Source organism: Bradyrhizobium sp. SOJA106, from assembly GCF_059448745.1.
Genome location: NZ_CM182549.1, coordinates 3368742 through 3386331 on the forward strand (window position 1 = coordinate 3368742; position 17590 = coordinate 3386331).

15 protein-coding genes are annotated in these 17590 nt (G+C 59.5%); 3 read left to right on the plus strand and 12 right to left on the minus strand.

Annotation, left to right across the window (positions count from 1 at the left end; all coding sequences use genetic code 11):
- Positions 1-9: 9 nt before the first annotated feature.
- From AC5V87_RS15050 to AC5V87_RS15085, 8 genes are all read right to left on the minus strand, one after another.
- The gene (locus AC5V87_RS15050) at positions 10-726 is read right to left on the minus strand and encodes a nucleotidyltransferase family protein (protein ID WP_456843382.1); all 717 of its coding nucleotides are present in this window, start codon (positions 724-726) and stop codon (positions 10-12) included.
- A 323-nt stretch (positions 727-1049) separates the two neighbouring features.
- Positions 1050-1328 (minus strand): acyl carrier protein, encoded by a 279-nt coding sequence (locus tag AC5V87_RS15055; protein WP_456839342.1) that lies wholly within the window; start codon positions 1326-1328, stop codon positions 1050-1052.
- 45 nt (positions 1329-1373) lie between these two features.
- Complete coding sequence (locus AC5V87_RS15060) at positions 1374-2936, minus strand: class I adenylate-forming enzyme family protein (protein ID WP_456839341.1); 1563 nt, start codon at positions 2934-2936, stop codon at positions 1374-1376.
- Positions 2933-4954, minus strand: a complete 2022-nt coding sequence (gene asnB, locus AC5V87_RS15065) for an asparagine synthase (glutamine-hydrolyzing) (protein ID WP_495371449.1) — start codon at positions 4952-4954, stop codon at positions 2933-2935. The genes AC5V87_RS15060 and asnB overlap by 4 nt, the downstream gene beginning before the upstream one ends.
- Positions 4955-4959: 5 nt before the next feature.
- Positions 4960-5970, minus strand: a complete 1011-nt coding sequence (gene nadE / locus AC5V87_RS15070) for an NAD(+) synthase (protein WP_456839339.1) — start codon at positions 5968-5970, stop codon at positions 4960-4962.
- A complete protein-coding gene (locus AC5V87_RS15075; RefSeq protein WP_456839338.1) occupies positions 5924-6826 on the minus strand; it encodes a thioesterase domain-containing protein in 903 nt (300 codons plus the stop codon). Before AC5V87_RS15075 ends, nadE begins: the two co-directional genes overlap by 47 nt.
- A gap of 200 nt (positions 6827-7026) precedes the next feature.
- On the minus strand, positions 7027-8331 hold the full coding sequence (locus AC5V87_RS15080; RefSeq protein ID WP_495371450.1) for a lipopolysaccharide biosynthesis protein: 1305 nt from the start codon (positions 8329-8331) through the stop codon (positions 7027-7029).
- A 251-nt stretch (positions 8332-8582) separates the two neighbouring features.
- Complete coding sequence (locus AC5V87_RS15085) at positions 8583-9353, minus strand: FkbM family methyltransferase (protein ID WP_495371451.1); 771 nt, start codon at positions 9351-9353, stop codon at positions 8583-8585.
- 300 nt (positions 9354-9653) lie between these two features.
- Here AC5V87_RS15085 and AC5V87_RS15090 point away from each other — a divergent pair, with 300 nt between their 5' ends.
- Positions 9654-10793, plus strand: coding sequence for a glycosyltransferase family 2 protein (locus AC5V87_RS15090; RefSeq protein ID WP_495371452.1), 1140 nt, complete (start codon positions 9654-9656; stop codon positions 10791-10793).
- A gap of 18 nt (positions 10794-10811) precedes the next feature.
- Here the strand turns inward: AC5V87_RS15090 and AC5V87_RS15095 are convergent, their stop codons facing one another.
- On the minus strand, positions 10812-12059 hold the full coding sequence (locus AC5V87_RS15095; protein ID WP_456839334.1) for a YncE family protein: 1248 nt from the start codon (positions 12057-12059) through the stop codon (positions 10812-10814).
- Positions 12060-12323: 264 nt separating this feature from the next.
- Positions 12324-13013 carry a LuxR C-terminal-related transcriptional regulator gene (locus AC5V87_RS15100; RefSeq protein ID WP_456839333.1) on the minus strand — a complete coding sequence of 230 codons (690 nt, stop codon included), beginning with the start codon at positions 13011-13013 and terminating at the stop codon, positions 12324-12326.
- 657 nt (positions 13014-13670) lie between these two features.
- Here AC5V87_RS15100 and AC5V87_RS15105 point away from each other — a divergent pair.
- Positions 13671-14333, plus strand: a complete 663-nt coding sequence (locus tag AC5V87_RS15105; protein ID WP_495371453.1) for a LuxR C-terminal-related transcriptional regulator — start codon at positions 13671-13673, stop codon at positions 14331-14333.
- A gap of 127 nt (positions 14334-14460) precedes the next feature.
- On the opposite strand, the gene AC5V87_RS15110 is transcribed toward AC5V87_RS15105, so the two are convergent.
- Entirely contained in the window at positions 14461-14697 is a 237-nt protein-coding gene (locus AC5V87_RS15110; RefSeq protein ID WP_456839331.1) for a DUF6894 family protein, read from the minus strand.
- A gap of 419 nt (positions 14698-15116) precedes the next feature.
- Positions 15117-16124, minus strand: coding sequence for an NAD-dependent epimerase (locus tag AC5V87_RS15115; protein WP_495371454.1), 1008 nt, complete (start codon positions 16122-16124; stop codon positions 15117-15119).
- Between the two features lie 351 nt (positions 16125-16475).
- Here AC5V87_RS15115 and AC5V87_RS15120 point away from each other — a divergent pair, with 351 nt between their 5' ends.
- Positions 16476-17459, plus strand: a complete 984-nt coding sequence (locus AC5V87_RS15120) for an aldo/keto reductase (protein ID WP_495371455.1) — start codon at positions 16476-16478, stop codon at positions 17457-17459.
- Positions 17460-17590 lie beyond the last annotated feature (131 nt).

Here is a 17590-nt window from a genome sequence, read left to right on the forward strand (position 1 = left end):
ACGCCCGCATCACGCAGCCGCGGTTGCGAATGCCGCGGACTGCTCGTCCCACGCAATGTCCTGGGCTTTCAGGAAGTCGTCGACCCGGCCGATGTCGAGCCAAAGGCCAGTGTGCTTGAAGACGTTGACGCGGGCCTCGTCCTCGAGCATCTGGAACATCAAGTCATCGAATCCGAACGGGACGCCCGAGGGTATGCGTTCGAGAACGTCGGGATTCATGCAGTAGATCCCCATGCTGACGAGGTTCGTCAGCTCTGGCTTCTCACGAAACCCGGTCACATGCCCGTCCGTTTCATCAATCACGCCGAAGTCCATCTTCGTGCTTCGAACGGAGGTGGCGATGGTGATGTTGGCGTCGGACCTTCGGTGATTGTGGATGAGCTGGTTCAGGTTCAGGTCAGTCAGTACGTCGCCGTTGAGGACCAGGAACGGCTCGTCGAGCTGTTCTCGGAGCAACGACAATGGACCGATCGTGCCGAGCGGCTCGAGCTCCTGCGTGTAGGTGATCCGCATATTCCACTGGTTGCCGTCGCCACAGACGCTGCGGATCAGATGGCCCAGATAGCCGGTCGTGACGTAAACGTCGGCGATCCCGTTTCGCCTCAGCCATTTGAGAACGAGTTCGAGGACCGGACGCGCGCCGATCGGCATGAGAGGTTTTGGTAGAATGGACGTATGCGGGCGAAGTCGGGTTCCTTTGCCGCCGCACTGAACTACCGCTTTCATCTTCACCTCCCTGTACTCGATACTGTCCAGAATGACTGAGGCATCGTCGCCAGGAAAAGCTAGAAGCAAACCCGTGCCTGCGTCTTCGTGCGTTTGAATGAGAACCTCGCGCTCGTGCTACAAGACGCGGGAAGGTTGTTGGTGCCGCGGCGCGGCCTAGGCGTACCTCTTTTCGACAAAAACGTTTTGTCCTCGCCACGGGCGGACTGCGAGGGATCGTCTCCGAACAACAAAATGGTGCTACGCTCGACGCCTCGGTGGAGGCCGCGTGTCGAGCTGGTATCGAGCCACCGGGTCGCTCGCCTCTTGGATTCGCGGGCTGGTCACGTATCGACGGTGGATTTGATCTTGCCGTCGATGTAGTGGGCCATGCCCTGTATCGTATCGAGGTTCTCAGGCAGGATTTCGCTATCGTCAACGGCGATGCCGAAGGTCGTCTCGATGAACCCGACCACCTCGAGCACGCCCGTCGAGTCGATGATACCCTGGTCCAGCAGGGAAGCATCGTCCTTCAATGCGGCGACGTCGCTGATGTAGAAATTGGCGGTCAGGAAGGCGCGAATTTGCTTCTTTAGGGGTTCCAGTGGCAAGGCAAGTGTCATTACTTCATGCTCCATCTGAAGATCGTGGTTCAGTCGTTTTGCAGACTATCCCGTGATGAGTTCTCTCTTGTTGATCTTGCCTGCGTTCGTCCGCGCCAATTCCGGAACGATAGCGATGTATTTGGGGACCATGAAGCTCTCGAGGCGCTTCTGGCACTCTTGCTTGATCTGCTTCTCGCTCATAGGTAGCCCCCGGTCGACGACCACAAACGCCTTGACGGCGTGGCCGAGCAGTTCGTCGGGAACGCCCACGACCGCTGCCTCCCGTATTCCGGGAATGTCCAGCAGCGCGCTCTCCACCTCCTTGGGCGCGACCTTCTCACCTCGCGATTTGATGATCTCGTCGCTGCGGCTGATGAAGTAAAGATATCCCTCCGCGTCCATTTCGCAGTAATCGCCGGTGTACAGCACCTGCTCGCCGGGGAGCGGTCCAGGTTTGAGCCGCCTCGCGGTCGCCTCGGGCTTCCGCCAGTAGCCTTTCATGACCGTCGCGCCGCGAATGACGAGCTGCCCGGCGACGCCCGGTCCCACTCGCTGGCCGTGCTCGTCGACGATCCACATTTCCGTGTTTGGGATCGCAATTCCGACGCTCGACGGTTTTCGGTCGAGATCTTCGGGCGGAAGATAGGTGCAGCGCTTGCATTCGGTAAGGCCGTACATGGAGTAGATGCGTGCGCCGGAAAACATGTTTCTCAACTGGCGAAGGTGCTGGACCGGTAATGCTGCGCCGGTACTGGTCACGTAACGGATGCTGGAAAGATCGCAGCTCTTCAGCAGGTCGAGCCGGAGCAGAGTCGAGAACATGGTCGGCACGCCGGGAAAACCCGTAACTTTCTCCTCCGCGATACGCCGGAGTACCTCGGCAGGGAAGGCGAACGAACGCTCCAGAACGAGGCGCGCTCCGGAACGCACGGCCATGATCATCTGGTACAGGCCGTAGTCAAAGGCGAGCGGTAGAGCGTTGAGGATGATATCGTCCTCGCGCACATCCAGATATGATGACACGGAGGTACACGCCGTCATCATGTTCCGGTGCGTCAGCATCACACCTTTTGGCTCACCGGTCGATCCCGAGGTGTACACAATAGCGGCCAGATCGATGTCGATGCAGCGGCGCGCCGGAGCTGTGTCGTGCTTGTTGGCTGTGGCGACGCTCCACCGAATGGCATGCGGCAGTGCGTTCAAATCGCTGTCGTCGATCGTGCCGGTCACGATGACGCGGCGCAGGGAGGGACAGCGTCTTGCAGGTTGGTGGAACGTCTCGTAAAGACGCGCTTGCGCAATGAGTGCAGTCGGCTGGCAGTCGTCCAGGAGATAGCAAAGTTTGTCGAGTTTCGTGAGAGGATTGATGAGGCAGACGATTGCATTGGCCTTGAGCACGGCCCAGAAGCTGACCACCGCCTCGACGGTGTTGTCGGCGAAGATGATCACGCGATCGCCGCGCTCTACGCCGGCGCCGACCAGATGGTGTGCGAGCGAATTCGACCAGGCCTCGAGCTGCTCGTAGGTCACCCGCTGAGCGTCGCATACAAGGGCGACCTTGGCGCCGTTGCGGCAGGCCGAGTGGATCAGGTAATCGTGCAGGAGCGGCACAGGATCGTTCATCATGCGTAGGCTCCCGATGCGTGTTGGTGGTCGACGTCAATACGAAGCGCGATATGATCCGTGCGCTCTGGGCGAGCTGTGACGAACTGCTGGAACAGGAGCTGAGTGGACAGCACCCCGACGAGCGCCATGTTGTCGAAGTTGGATAGGTCGGCGTCTCCTGCGTCTGCGTGCGTTCGGCACTTGGTGTGTAGCCGCTCGACCGCAACCGGATCGAAGATGTTGGCCGCGTGGATGCTCCTGCGCGAGAGCGCTTCGTCAACATAGGACGGCGCACCCTTGTCGACGAAGCAGAGCGCATTGGGAGCGCGGTACGGCTGCTTCTTGCGCGTTACGATCTCTGATGGCATCTGCGACTGCGAGACACGTTTCAGGACATGTTTCTCGTCGAGAATGCGAAGCTTACATGCGTCGGGAAGAGCGTTCGCAAGCTCGACGACATCGTTGTCAAGGAATGGAAATCGTCCCTCGACCGAGTGTGCCATGAGCATCCTGTCTCCCTGAGAAGAGAGCAGGTAGCCAGCCAGAAGGGTCTTGGTCTCGAGATATTGATCTTGCGCGAGCGAGGTCCAGCGGACGAAATCCGGTGGCAGACCGTCAAGCAATTCGGTCACCGGATCCGTTCGCGAAGAAACATCGCGCATGTCGTCGGAGAAAAGGCGCTTGATCGCACTTGTGCCGCGCCAACGCGGCTGGTGAGCGAAGCCAGGTGCATCGATCGCGGAGATGCCGTGCCCGAAGAACTTGAGCGCGACGGGCTGCATATGGACCGGCGAGCGCGAGATATACGGATAGAGCCGCTTCAAGAGCGCTGGGCGTCGCGTTGACGACGGCTGGCGGCCCCAGAAGCGGCGGATCTTGCCCTCGCGAAACAGATCGTAGCCGGCGAACATTTCGTCCGCCCCTTCACCGGTCAGCACGACCTTGATGCCGCGCTCGTGTACAAGCTTTGAAAGCAGGAACAGCGGTACTGGAGCGGTCCTCAGGATGGGACGCTCGGTGTGGTAGATCACTTTTGGAAAGGCCTCTGCAATGTCCTGGCGCGAGACCATGAGCTCGTGGTGCTTGCTCGCGATCGCGCGGGCCATCAGGCGCTGGTAGGGCGTCTCGTCATATTCTGCGTCGGTGAAGCGCAGGGAGAACGTCTGAAACTGGCCTTCTGCGAAGCGGCTCCCGAGTGCGGCTACAAGCGAGCTGTCGAGCCCGCCGGAGAGATAGCTTCCCACGGGAACGTCGGCCCGCACCATTCGGAATGCCGTGGCCGTTTCCAGAGCATTGCGCACAGCATCGATCACGTCGTCGTTGACGCCTGAGCTGAAATGTTCGTCGGTACGCGTGGGATAGCGCGGGGTCCAGAATGCGTGATCCTGGACCTTGCCGCGCACGTAACTGCGCACGTGTCCCGGTTCAATCTCACTGATCCCCTGAAACACGGTTTGGGGCGGCACGGTACTCCAGAAGGTGAAGGTTTGGTCGATACCTACCGGGTCCAGCGCCCGAGGGATGGCTGGATTTGCCGCAAAGATGGCCTTGATCTCACTGGCGAAGTATAGCTGGCCTTGATGCTCGCAGATGTAGAGCGGGCAAATTCCGGTCCGGTCGCGTGACAAGACGAGGCGGCGAGCGGATGGGTCCCAGATGGCAACGGCCCATTGCCCGTTCATCCGCTCGAACGCCGCTTCGCCCCAAGCGCAATAGGCCTTCAGGAGCACTTCCGTGTCGCTGCGGGTATGAAAGTGATGGCCAAGCGAGATCAGCTGGGCGCGCAACTCGACATAGTTGAAGATCTCGCCATTGAATACGATCCAAGCGGACCCGCTGGCATCGCTGAGTGGTTGTTGCCCGCCCTTGATATCGATGATCGACAGCCGCGCATGCGCCAGACCCGCGCATTGATCCCGGTACAGGCCCCGCTCGTCGGGACCGCGATGGGGAAGCGTCCCCAGCATGCGCAAGAGCGCTTTCCTCGAAGGACCAGGAGCGTTCGCGTTCAGCGCCACGATTCCCGCGATGCCGCACATGCCGTTTAGTCCTCGATAACTGCATCCATAAGCAGCGGCCGGGCGTGTAGATAGCGCGTTGCCCGGCGCTTCGAAGCGATGTCCTTGAAGACTTTCTGCACTTGCGTTGCGGCGATGCCGACGACATCGGCCACTTCGTCGGCAGAAATGCCGTGGTTGACCGCGTACATGCAAACGTCGGTTAATCTGTACGGCGCCGCAAAGTAGAATTCCTCCTGGCTCTGCGGCATCGAGAAGGTGTCGGATGTTGGCGGGCGCTGCCTGATCTCCTCGTCGATGCCGAGGTATTCGGCCAATTGGTAGACTTGGCTCTTGTAGAGATGCGCAATCGGCATCACGTCGGCATCGCCGTCGCCCTGCTTCACGAAGAAGCCCTGATCATGCTCGAGCCGGTTTGGCGTGCCTATGACCGCGTATTTCAGGCGGTCGGCATGATAGTACTCGGTCATCTTGCGGACGCGTTGCTTGTAGTTGGTCGCGGCGACGATCTGGAGGTAGACCTCGGGCGGAAGACGCACGGTGGAAGTGTTGCCGTTCGGGTCCTGCACGGTCAGACGCGTGAGGTTGATACCATCACGCTCGAGAACGGATCCCAATACCAGCTTGCATTTCCAGTTGGTGCCGTATTCGGGTACGATGGCTTGGATCGCCTCTCGCTGTCGTGCGTAGGCACCCAATGCCTCGAGGGCTGGAGCGATGTCTTCGACGACGGTGGCCAAGCGCAACTGCGTGGCAACGACCCGACCCAGCCTCAGTGAATCGTCGGACGAATCGCGTTCGGGCATGAGCAGCCCCAGGACCTTCGTATTTCCGAATGCGCGGGCGCAGAGCGCGGCCACCACGGAGCTGTCGATGCCGCCGGAAAGCCCGACGATGGCTCCGCGCCGGCCAAGCACGCCAAGAACCCGGTCGCGCAAGAACGCGACGATGCGCGCGACTTCCAATGGTGCGTCAACGACCAGGGCGTCGCTACTGAACGCTGGTTCGGTTCGGCTGTGACTTGCTTGCAGGGACATGAGAACAATCCGCCTCTATGTCAGGCAGCTCGGTTGGTGAGTAGGCTTGCGACAACGCCTTCTGAACGAGATGCAAGTTCATTGTAAGGTACGGAGGCATCACGAGATCGGTATGGGTCCCTGCGGTTGGGACGACGTCGACGTGCGTAAACGCCCGGTCCCATCCCAGCGCTTGCGGCATTTTCTTCCGCTCGCATCGGAACAGGACGGCGGATATCGGCAGCGTCGATTTCGGCTCCGCCAACCAGCGGAAGTAGGCCTTCGCGCGCAAGACCTCCTGCAGCTCCTGCTTGAGCCTGAAGGAGGTAAGGCTGAACTGCCCTTTCGCGCGGCGATCGGTTATCCGGGCGAGGTCGGCTTCACGGCCGATCGCGACGGCTGCCTTGGCAAAGGCGCGACAGACCATGCGCGACGCGGTGACCCGGTTGCTGCGGATACGGTGGACCGTGCGCCTCAACGTCTCCCATGCGGAGCTGCGCTCGCCCATGAGGCTGGTGTCGAGAATTCCAAAGAACGTCACGGACCGGCCAGAGGCAACTAGTCGCGTTGCGACCTCGAAGGCGACCGCTCCCCCCAGCGAGTGGCCGAGAAGTCTAACGGGCCCTCGAGGCTGGACGCGATTGATCTGTTCCAGCGCGGCAGCGGCCATATCGCAAACGCTGTCCTGCCCCTGCAATATCTTTGCGAGTTCTGGGTATCGGATTGGAACGACATGGGCCATCTCGCGGATCGAAGCGGCGAGGGATGCGAGACTAGCACCATAACCAAGCGAGCCGGGCAGCAAGAAAAGCACTGGTTGTGCCGCTGCTGCCGCCTGGAAAGGCGGAAATTCCGGATCCTGGTCCGTATCAATCAATGGCCGTAACGTCATTGGGATGCAACCGACCGAGTATCAAGGGCACAGTATGAAGAGGGGCAAAATCTTCTCATCATTCATTCGCATGAAGCACTTGGTCGCGCCGGGCGATTTGATTGCTTGCGCCGGGCATCTTTCGTCCATGTCGTGCCTCCACAAGCGGACGCGAAGGCCGGGCAGCACTGCCTCGGCCCTCTGGTTCATACAGGTCCATTGACGGGCGCACCCGATGGCCGGGCTCCGCCTGGGCGACTCAGGAGGATCAGCGCCACGGCAATTCCCAGGGCGTAACCGGTAGCTCCTCCTGCAGCCATCGCGAAGATCACCTGCAACGGATCGTGGCCGAGGCGAGCGCCGATCAGGAGCGGCGCAAATACAAACATGGCCCGTACCACGTCGACCGCCAGGCGCAGTTCTTGGCGACGAAAAAGGGTAGGGACTTCCTGAATGGGCGTCGATAGGGCCTGTGCGGCGCACATGAGCGCCAGGGCGGCCATTATTTGGCCTGTGGGCATCCAGGACGGCCCGAGCAGCGGAACGACAAGATGGGGTGAAACGAACCCCAGGCCGAGTACCGGCAGAGCGATGAGGACGGCGGAAACGGCCAGCAGACCGAATGCGGTGCTGAGCAGATGCTGACGATCGAAACCTTTGCTGGCCTCGGCGACGAATACATTGCTGAGCGGCAAGGCAATCAGAGTGACTGGACCAGTCACAAGACGGGCGGCGACGCCAAAATGTCCGGCGAATGCGGTACCGAACAGCGATCCTATGAAGATCGCGGGGAGATTGATGATGGCAAATCCTACGAAGGCGGAGGGCAGCTCGAACAGAGGAAACTTGTACTCTCGCCGCGCCGTCGCCGCGACCGATTGCCACGAGGCTTGCTTGATGTGGCGGATGTCTCCCCATTTCAGGAGCCGGATGCAGAGAAATGCGATCAGCACGACCTGGCTCAGGATGTGAGCTCGGACCATTGCATCGTCGCCGATGCCGGCGAGGCCAAAGCCCACCTGGAGCAGCGCCATCGTCGCCGGCAGGATCAGGCGGCCCATGCCGAAGTCGCGTATGTGATTGAAGCGCAAGCACCAGCAGTTCATTGCGTCGGCAACGCCGACCGCCGCCATCCCGATCGGCACGAGGCAGGCAAGATGTTGCAGTGAAGGCGGCAAGATGGGCGCGAGAAGGTATCCGGCGGTAAGTACGACCAAGCTGGTACCGCAGACCGCGAGGAGCACGAGCTTGAGCGCGACCAGAGCCCCGGCCCTGTCCTCGACGACGTACAGGGAGGTGCTGAAGCGAAGCCCGGCTGTTGCACCGAGGATGTTCACGATCGAGAGATAGATCGTGAAGATTCCAAAATCCTCCGGCGAGTACAGCCGCGTGAGGATGGGAATGGCCGCGACGAGCGTAAGCTGGCCGGTGAGCGCGAGGGCAGATACGCCGGCCGCCATACGAACAAGGGCTCCTGTCCGCGTCGGAGCCGGAGCCGTTTTGGCGGCCATGAGACGCTTCCTCGGTTCAGAATCCATTTCTAAAACGCAAGATGATAACTGCAGCGATCTAATCTGGATGGATGGTAGAGCCGAGCGCGGCGGGCGCCATCATTCGTTCGCATGACGGTCACGAGCGGTCGCGAGAAAGCTTGCACACCAGCTTGTGCTTTGCCGAACAATCGATGGTCGATCCTGATTGGCGTCTGGTCAAGAAAGGCCGGAGCGAGCGCACGCGACGAGGCGAATGAGCTGGCAGAGTCTCACGCAAGCCGCGCGGACGGCAGACGGCCCTCCGAAGGCCGCGGGGATGACTGTGCCAGCCGAAGGCCGGTTCGCGCGAGCAGATCCGGCAGGGCAGGTGGTCTGACGGCGATCAGGTTATCATCGTCCGGACCCGGGATCTCGGGAAATGCCCGCTCGAGTTGTCCCGCCCTGAGATGAAAGAGCTCAAATCCGTGATCGAGGAGGCGGTCATACAGCTCCGCACGTGAGGTGCCGGCTCTTCGAAGGTTGAGCTCAGAGTCCTCAATGTAGAGACAACGACAATTGGAGACGGTCTTCGCGGCACCCTTGAGAAGATCAACTTCGAACCCTTCGACGTCGACCTTCAGAAGATCCACTGGTCGGTCTCCAACAATCGAGTCCAGAGGGCGAACTGGAACCCGGAGCGTTGCGCCGCTGGTTGGGGGTGTCACGGATGCGAAGTTCATGTCATCGCTCCGAAAGTCCGTGAAGACGAGCTCGCCGTTCCTGCTGCCGATTGCCGTGTTGTGGACCTCGACCGTGAATCCGTTCAGGCGCACGTTGCCCTGCAGGTACTTGCAGATGCGCGGATGCGCTTCGATTGCGATCACTCGTCCGGATCCCGTGACTCGCATGGCGGCGGCGAGGCTCAACTGTCCTACGTTCGCACCGACATCGACGAAGGTTTCTCCCGGTTGCAGGTAGGTTCCCACAAAGTCGGCGTCATCGGCCCGAAAATCGCGCCTCCGCCAGAGCCCGGCAGACATGGAGCTCGGATAGAACCGCATTCTATATCCGGCGGGAAAGCTGAACGTGATGAACCGGCACAACCCGCTCACCCACAGTGCGCGCGATAGCAGGAAGCGGAACTTATCAGGCTCCTCCCGGATTCGCGCGAGCAGTTGGTGCAATCTGTGCAAAGGACTGTACACCCATGTTTTGTGATTAGCTCGTCGCAGAGCGTAGGCTGATTGAAGCGGCGAGCCATCCTTCGTTTGCACGATAGAAATCATGCACGATGAGAATCGATCGGTTCCACTGCTTCCAAACGTCGCGCCTCGGGATGATCAGCGTCATGCGAACGCAGGATGACCGGGCCTACCGAGCTGCCTAGCGTAGGCGCGTCGCGCCACCCGGCACGTTCGGACCGCTTCGCAAGGTCAAAGGGGCATCGCTCCTGGCTCGTCCGGGCCGGACACCTTGATCAAGTGAGCCTGAAGGAAAAGGCGATGAATCCGTTGCAAATCGGCGGGACCGACAGCATTCGGGGTGCGGACGTTCGTCCGTTCATTTCAGTCGCGATTCCGACCTTTCGCCGGCCGGATTTGATTCGCCGCGCGATCGAGAGCGTACTGCAGCAGGCGTACTCCGATTGGGAAATGGTGGTCAGTGACGACGAAGGGCCGGAGGGCTCGACTTGGAGTATTGTATCCGAGTACGCGCGGAACGATCCGCGTATTCGGATTGTCGAGAACCACGGAGAGCCGGGCCAGGTCGAGAATACCAACAATGCGATGGTCGCCTGCCGTGGCAACTGGATCAAATTGTTGCACGACGATGACTGGCTCACGCCAGGTTCACTTGAGACCTTCGCGCAGATGGCAGGTATGTACCCTACCGCGGCCTTCATGACCTCCACGTCTCATCTCATCCAGGACACCGGAATAAGGTATCGGCGAGGAGGGCGTGTCACGGTGTATTCGAGCCAGCAGTGCCTGACTGACCTCTATTTGGTCGGCAAGACCCGGGCGCTGGGGATCGTTCCGTCGACCTTGCTGATCAATAGCGAGGTCATCCGGGCCGGCTGTCGGATGCGAAATTACAAGTCGATCAGGTGGGGGGTCGACCAGTTGTTCTTCGTCGATCTCGCCTGCTTCGGCGACATGGTGGCGATCGACGATGGCTTGATCTTCTATGACATGTCATCTCACGATAGCATTACGGCCTCCAAGTCGTTCTCCCAGATTGATCAGGAGACACTTGATCTGAAGCATCTGACCTGGAGCCTTATCCAGGACAAGCAAGGACTCCCAGGTCCCGAAACGGTCGCACGTGCATTGCGGGTTGCAAGATTGCGTGGACGATTTCGCTATCAGTCCTGGTGGGCAACGACCAAGGACGCGCTCCAGATCTTGCGGCCCTCGGTTATCAATGCGGCCAACAAAGCTCTCCGGGCCCGAACGCATACGCCGGCGGACAGCCCGTTGGTTCGTGTGGGGCACGCCTGAGAGGAGCCGCCGAGGCCATCATCGAGACAGGGCACTGGTCTGATCGGGTTGATCGAGACGTGTTACAAAGTCGAATACAGGGCCACCCGGGACCCCCCAATTGCTCGACCAGATGATTTGCGATCCATCCGGCGAGGGCGAGGCATGGGTCTCGCTCCAGTAGTCGTACGGGACGTTGCGCGTGTGTGCAATACGCCGAAATTCGCCGCTGCCGTCAATTCGCAGAGCGATGACTTCCCGAGCAAACGGGGCAAAGGATGGAAGCTGGGCAATCTCGGATGGATCGCCGCCATAGCTCAAGATCACCCAGCCGGGCCGGTCGATCGCGCGCGTGGACGCATGTGAGGCTTCGCCGCGCGGAGCGAGGGCGGTAACCTTACCGTCATCCAGCCGGCGCTTGATCACCTGATATATGTCGGGATCCGATTTGCTGATTCCGACGTAGACCTCGCGTCCGTCCGCATCAACGGCCATGTCGCCGTGGCTCGGCCGATGATGTTCGGTCCAACTCTGGACCAGGTCTCCGGCGACGGTGAAGATGAATGCCTCATCCTTTCCGTCGACCCATCGGCTGCATCTGATATAGTTGCCCAGGGTCGATATCTCGCAGACGCCGTCTCGACCGGGCAGTTTTCCCACTTCGATGTCCGGAAACTTCTGTCGGGTCGCGAGATCAAAGGCGAACGCTACCACCATACCGTCTGCACGCGTGCCTCGCACGGCGATGCGCCTTCCATCCCGGGAGGGATTGCCCTTGCCTGGTCCGAACTGAAGGCCGCGATAGCCCTCGGCCGTCAACATGATTTCCTCGGCATTGGTTCGCGGCTGCCAGAGCGAGATCTTGCGCCCAATCACGCATATCATGCGCTCGGGGTCCCGCGGGTGCCATTCGCACTCGTCCTCTCGCTGCCGACGAAACAAGGGAACGAATGTCTTCCCGTCAAGAAAGCAGAGTCCGTTGCAGCCGTTGGCGATCAAAACCAGGGTCTGGTCGGCGTTCCACGCCTGCGCACTCGAATAGCGGTGGGTGCAATAGGCTCGTTGACAGGCCAAACCTGCGCCCAGAGGGCCCGGAGTTGTTATCCGGATGATCGTGGCGCCGGTGTCAGGGTCGGTGACCGGAACGAGATAGTCGGGCAGGTTCAGGCTGCTGGCCACAGCAAGCTTTGCTCGTGTCAGCGTCTGTGCGGCGGCGAAGCTTGCCAACGCGAGCACGATCAAAGCGCCGCCGGCCACTCCAATGCGTGCGCAGAGAGAGGGAGACATCGTATCATGCTCCACGATAACCAGGGGGCTCGGGCGCTTCGAGTTGGCAGACGCCGACGTTCGAGTGCCTTCAGATCATGACGATCTTGCAGCGACCACGGATGTCGGTGACGATTTCACCCATTACGCGTAGCCCCGCATCATCTAAACGCAGGACATGCTCGCGGACCGCTGCTGATCTTCGCGCAATCTCGAAGTCATTTCGCTGCGCAGTCATCTGGCGCGCGTCTCAAGCGATCGATGCGCTGGAACTGCCGGCCCGGTTTAGTGGATGTCGGAGATGTCGACCTCCTGATGGCCGCCCCCGTTTGGGACCTGGCTGGGGGCTCCGGCCCGATCGATTGACAGCGCCAGGGCGTGCCCATTGGAAGGCCGGACCAGTGGTCCGTTGTTCATTCCCCAAATCGCGGCCTGAGTTCTATTCTGGACCCGTATCTTGCGCAGGATCGCCTTGACGTGAACCTTCACCGTCGCTTCGGCAATATCGATCTTTCGCGCAATGCATTTGTTTGAATTGCCCTCAACCAAGAAGGAGAGGATTGCCTGCTCGCGCGGTGACAGATGGGGGGCAATCGGTGCTTCCGAAGGAACGAGGACGCTCGATCGCTCTTCGCTCGCCGGCAGCTGAGCCTTGCGGTTAGGCTCGAGATCAAGCACGAACGACAGAAACGCGGGCGGAAATACCGTTTCGCCCATTGTCACGAGTTCGATCGACTTGGTGAAGGTGTCGCATGAATTGACGTCAGCAAAGTAGCCGCTGGCGCCCGCCTTATAGGCCGAAATCAACTCTTCCGGCCGGTAGTGGTCCGAAACGATCGCCACGCGAGCGTCTGGATAATGCTCCCTTACAAATCCGATGTGCTTCAGGGCGAGATCGAACTCGTCGGTGTCGTGGACAATCACAAACAGAAGCTGGTGTGCTTGGAGTGTGCTTGGCAATTCGTCGGTACTCAAGACCGACATTAGGATGTGGAAATCTGCGGCATGCAGGATTCGGGAAATACCCTCTCGCAGTAGAATGTGTCGTCCAATCAAAACGACTTTGCAGGATTGTCGCCTCCTCATATCACCCTCCACGTCAACGCAACGATACAACTTGAACGAACAAGGATTGGGAAAAGACAGAGTTGAAAAAGCTTCGACTGCGTGTAAGCCTCCCGATTTCGTTTCGATAACATTTGCTGAAGGTTAGATTTGAATCTTCGTTTTTGCCTATATACCTTTGGTTATAGGGCTGGCGGCGTCGATGTGGTCGGATGACGTGGCCCTTGCCGCTGCCGGAGATGGCGTGGGACCCCGCGTTCAACCTCGAATGTGCGTTTACGATGCAGTGCAACACACCGTCATTTTAGCTTCGCAAACGGATAGACGACCTGCGTCCATTTTGAGTATTAACCACCGGAGTCCTACGGGACTCGATGCAGCAAACTTGCTGTATACTGCAGCTTCTGACTCGTGCGATATCTGCTTTATGGTTTACGCGCTTAGCTCTAACGACTGACACTTCGGAATATTGATGAGGTTTTTGCTGTTCAAGCAATATTGGAGCGTCAGGGGCGGGGGCCCGTAGCTTCAATCACAAAGAGGGGGCGGCTGGCCAGGGAGCGCCCGATGCGTCGTGCGACTGTGGTGATTGCAGACCGACATCCGGTGGTCTTGCACGGTCTTGCAAATCTACTCGGCTCAGAACCCGATTTCGAGGTCATTGCGTCCTGCGGCGACGCCGGGAATTGCATTGCGGCAGTTCTGGACCTTGCTCCCGACATTGCGATCATCGATGCGGCAATGCCGGAGTTGATCGCGCTGCTGAACGAGTCGCTCGACCGTTCGGAAAACCGATCGACCCGTCTGGTGTTCTTCGCAGCCAGCGAGGATTGCGATCTCGTCTCGCCGGGGCTGCCTACGGGGCACAGTGTCCTTCCAAAGGAGATGGCGGGCCAGGCGCTCGTGCAGTGCTTGCGTGAGATTGTCCATGGCGCGACTGTCGTTTCGGGAGCGCCTACAGATCAGGTCCCCCTTCAGGAGCAGGGCGCAAATCCGGAAAATGCACTCGCTGTGCTCACTGAACGGGAACGGCAAATCATCCGCCTTGTCTCTCGCGGTCTCTCCAACAAGGAGATTGGGCGCCGGCTCAACATTGCTGATGGCACCATCAAGGTGCACCTGCACAAGATTTTCCAAAAGCTCGAGGTCGGCAATCGCACGGCGCTGGCTGCGCTCGCCATCTCGCAGGACGACGGCACCAACTCGATGCAGGACCGGCAGCGTAGATAGGATCGATCCCGCTGACCGGAGAGCGCGCTACGGTATCACCCCGCGATGATTGTAGCGCGTCAGGTGGGAGCGTTCTCCAAGCGTAGCCGAAGAATCCTCTCCCGCGCCTGCAACGAAAGAGGGCCGCTCACTCTGCCACAGAGAACTGAAGGACGAATAGCGACCGGCCGCCGAGAGCGGGGCTGTCGCTGACCTCCACCTGCCAGAAGACATGAGGCAAGAGCCGTTCCGTCAAGTCATGCTTGAGGATCTCGCCGCTCAGTTCGATCGCTGCGGTACGCGCGGCGACAATGTCAGGGAGATCCAGCCCGACGTCGTCGAGAACTGAATTCCCATCGTGGATATGGAAGAAATATCGCGGCATTGATGTCTCCGGATCACCCGAACCATTCCGATGACTGCAGCGAGCCCCACGCGTCACTATTGGGTCATCGTACCACAATGAACAGATGGCAAGTCGTTATTGTAGGAGAATGCATCATCATTGATGGGTACCCCGCCGTTGACCCGATTGATCACGAATCCAAGGTGAATGGTCGCTTGTTTGTCGTTACGATCGTAGTGCGTCGACGGAGCCCACTTCGGCGCAGCGTTGCGGCCCCGGCTCCTGCGAATCCTAGCCCCCCGCCGGGGCCGCGATCTTTTGGCGAGCTATGGCTGATCGTTCCGTCGCCGACCATCACGCAAATCGTGCGACCTCAAATCGTGCGGTCTGATGCTCTTTCGGTCAGGCGACATATAGGGCAGTGATGGTGGCGATCGACGCATGTAGATCGGGATCCGTTATATTCCATAATGCTCGCGGTACCAGCGGACGAAGTGACGAACGCCCGTTTCGATCGCCGTGCATGGAAAAAAGCCGGCATCCTGCATCAGGTCGCTCACGTCGGCAAAAGTCTCCGGAACATCTCCCGGCTGCATCGCCAGCATCTCCTTGCGGGCCGTTCGTCCGAGCTCCGTCTCGAGCAGGCGGACCACGTGCATCAAGGGTTCCGGGCGGTGATTGCCGACATTGTAGAGTTTGGCCGGTGCAGTCGTCGCACCGGCGCTGTCTTCTGGGGCGCGGTCGATCAGCCGCGAGACAACGCGAGTGACGTCATCGATATAGGTGAAGTCGCGCTGCATCCTGCCGTGGTTGAAGAGCTTGATTGGCGTGCCTTTCATGATCGCATCAGCGAACAGGAATATTGCCATGTCGGGCCGGCCCCACGGACCGTAGATCGTAAAGAACCGCAAGCCGGTCACGGGAAGGCGATAGAGATGGCTGTAAGAGTGAGCCATCAACTCATTTGCCTTCTTTGTCGCGGCATAGAGACTAATGGGGGAATCGGTTCTATGCACAGTCGAGAACGGCAACTCCGTATTGGCGCCATAGACGGACGACGATGATGCGTAGATCAAATGTTCGCAGCCGTGGCGCCTGCATCCCTCGAGGACGTTCAAGAAGCCCACCATGTTGGCGTCGACATAGGCGTGCGGCTGATCGATTGAATGCCGAACACCGGCCTGAGCGGCAAGATGTATGACTCTCGGAAAGCGATGTCTTGCAAACAGGTCCGCCATAGTCGATCGATCCCCAAGGTCGATCTGCATGAAGGAAAACCTTGGATCGCGGCGCAAAATGTCGAGACGAGCGCGCTTCAGGGAGGGATCGTAATAGGGATTAATATTGTCCAATCCGACGACCCGGCGCCCCTCTTCGAGCAGCCGGCGGGCAACATGAAAGCCTATGAATCCCGCCGCTCCCGTTACCAGAACATCATCTGCATCTGATTCTGAGCGTGCTGACATTTTCTAGTCTCGATTTCGACGGCCGAGCGGCCGTGATTTGGCACTGCAAGTGAGCTCTGTGGTCGCCGCCTCTCCATCGCTCAAATGAGCGCTACCGATCACTGCGACCGATCCGAGTTGCCGATGGCCCACTCGAACGGTCGATTGCCGCACGTCCTCACCGCTTCATCCGGTGCCGAGGAGCCAAAGGGGGTAGAGCGTCCTACCAAACCCGTCATCATCCATTTGCATGACGATGAAGTCCTGCAAACCTGCAGAGTTGCTCGATATGGCAGCCGGCCGGGGGCGTGTGCGCGAGTGGACCTGGCATCGGTAAGATGAGCGCGAGCGTCGTGGTTAACGAAGATGTCAATGAAGACAGTCGATGTCGAAGCACTTGGGGCCAGGGTTTCAAGTATTGGCTTTGGCTGTGCGTCGCTCGGGGGCCGCGTCGGTACACGCGTGGGGGTTGAAGCGCTGGAGCGCGCCTACGACGCGGGAATAACCTGGTACGACGTCGCGCCGTCCTACGGGGACGGGATGGCAGAATCGATTTGCGGCCAGTTCGCATCCAACAAGCGCGGCAGCATCCATATCTGCACGAAGGTTGGTATGCGCCCGGGCGCGACTTCCGCCACCGTGCGCTTCCTGAAGCCGATAGCGCGCGCCTCCCTTGCGCTATTTCCCGGAATTCAGCCGCGCCTCTCGGCGATCAAGCCGAAGCCGTTCAAAGTACCGCTGTCAGCCGAGTTGATCAGGACGAGCATGGAGGACAGCCTGAGGCGTCTTCGGACGGATTATGTAGACGTGCTTGCTCTCCACCGTCCTACTCGGGAAGAGGCCGTCCGTGAAGACATCGTCCGAGCGGTTGAGCGCGTGGTCCAGGATGGTAAGGCCCGCGCAATCGCGATTGCAGGCAACAATGAAATTGGAGTGGAGGGCATCGATGAATCATCGCCATATCGGCTGTTGCAGATCGCAAACAACCCGCTCGAGCCGAACCTGCAGAGGTCACAGAACTCTGGGCGGAGAATGACTTTTGTGACGTATGGATCATTTGCGAGCGTTGCTCCGCTGATCGCGAAGGTAATTGCAGCGCAGCACGTGTTGAATGACCTTCATGACGCGGGATATCGAGGCGACCCTACCGCAGTTGTCACGGCATTCGTGGTGGACTATGCGCTTGCGACAAATTCGGCCGGAGTCACACTGTTCTCAATGCTCCGGAAGGACCACCTTACGTTCAATCTGCTGCGTCTGGCGCAGTCGCCGAAGCTTCATGTGTTGAACCGTATCGCCACCGAGCTCTCGAGTGGACCGAGGCAAGCCGATCGACTCGTCGGTGCCTCGAATTGAAGGAATGGGAGTGGTCTCCGGAACGTGAGCATGAGGTCTACTCCGTCATGATCATACAATCGACGGCTGCGTCTGCTAAAATTGGCACCTACGATGCTTCGAACGGTTTTACAACGATTGTCGAGAAGCTC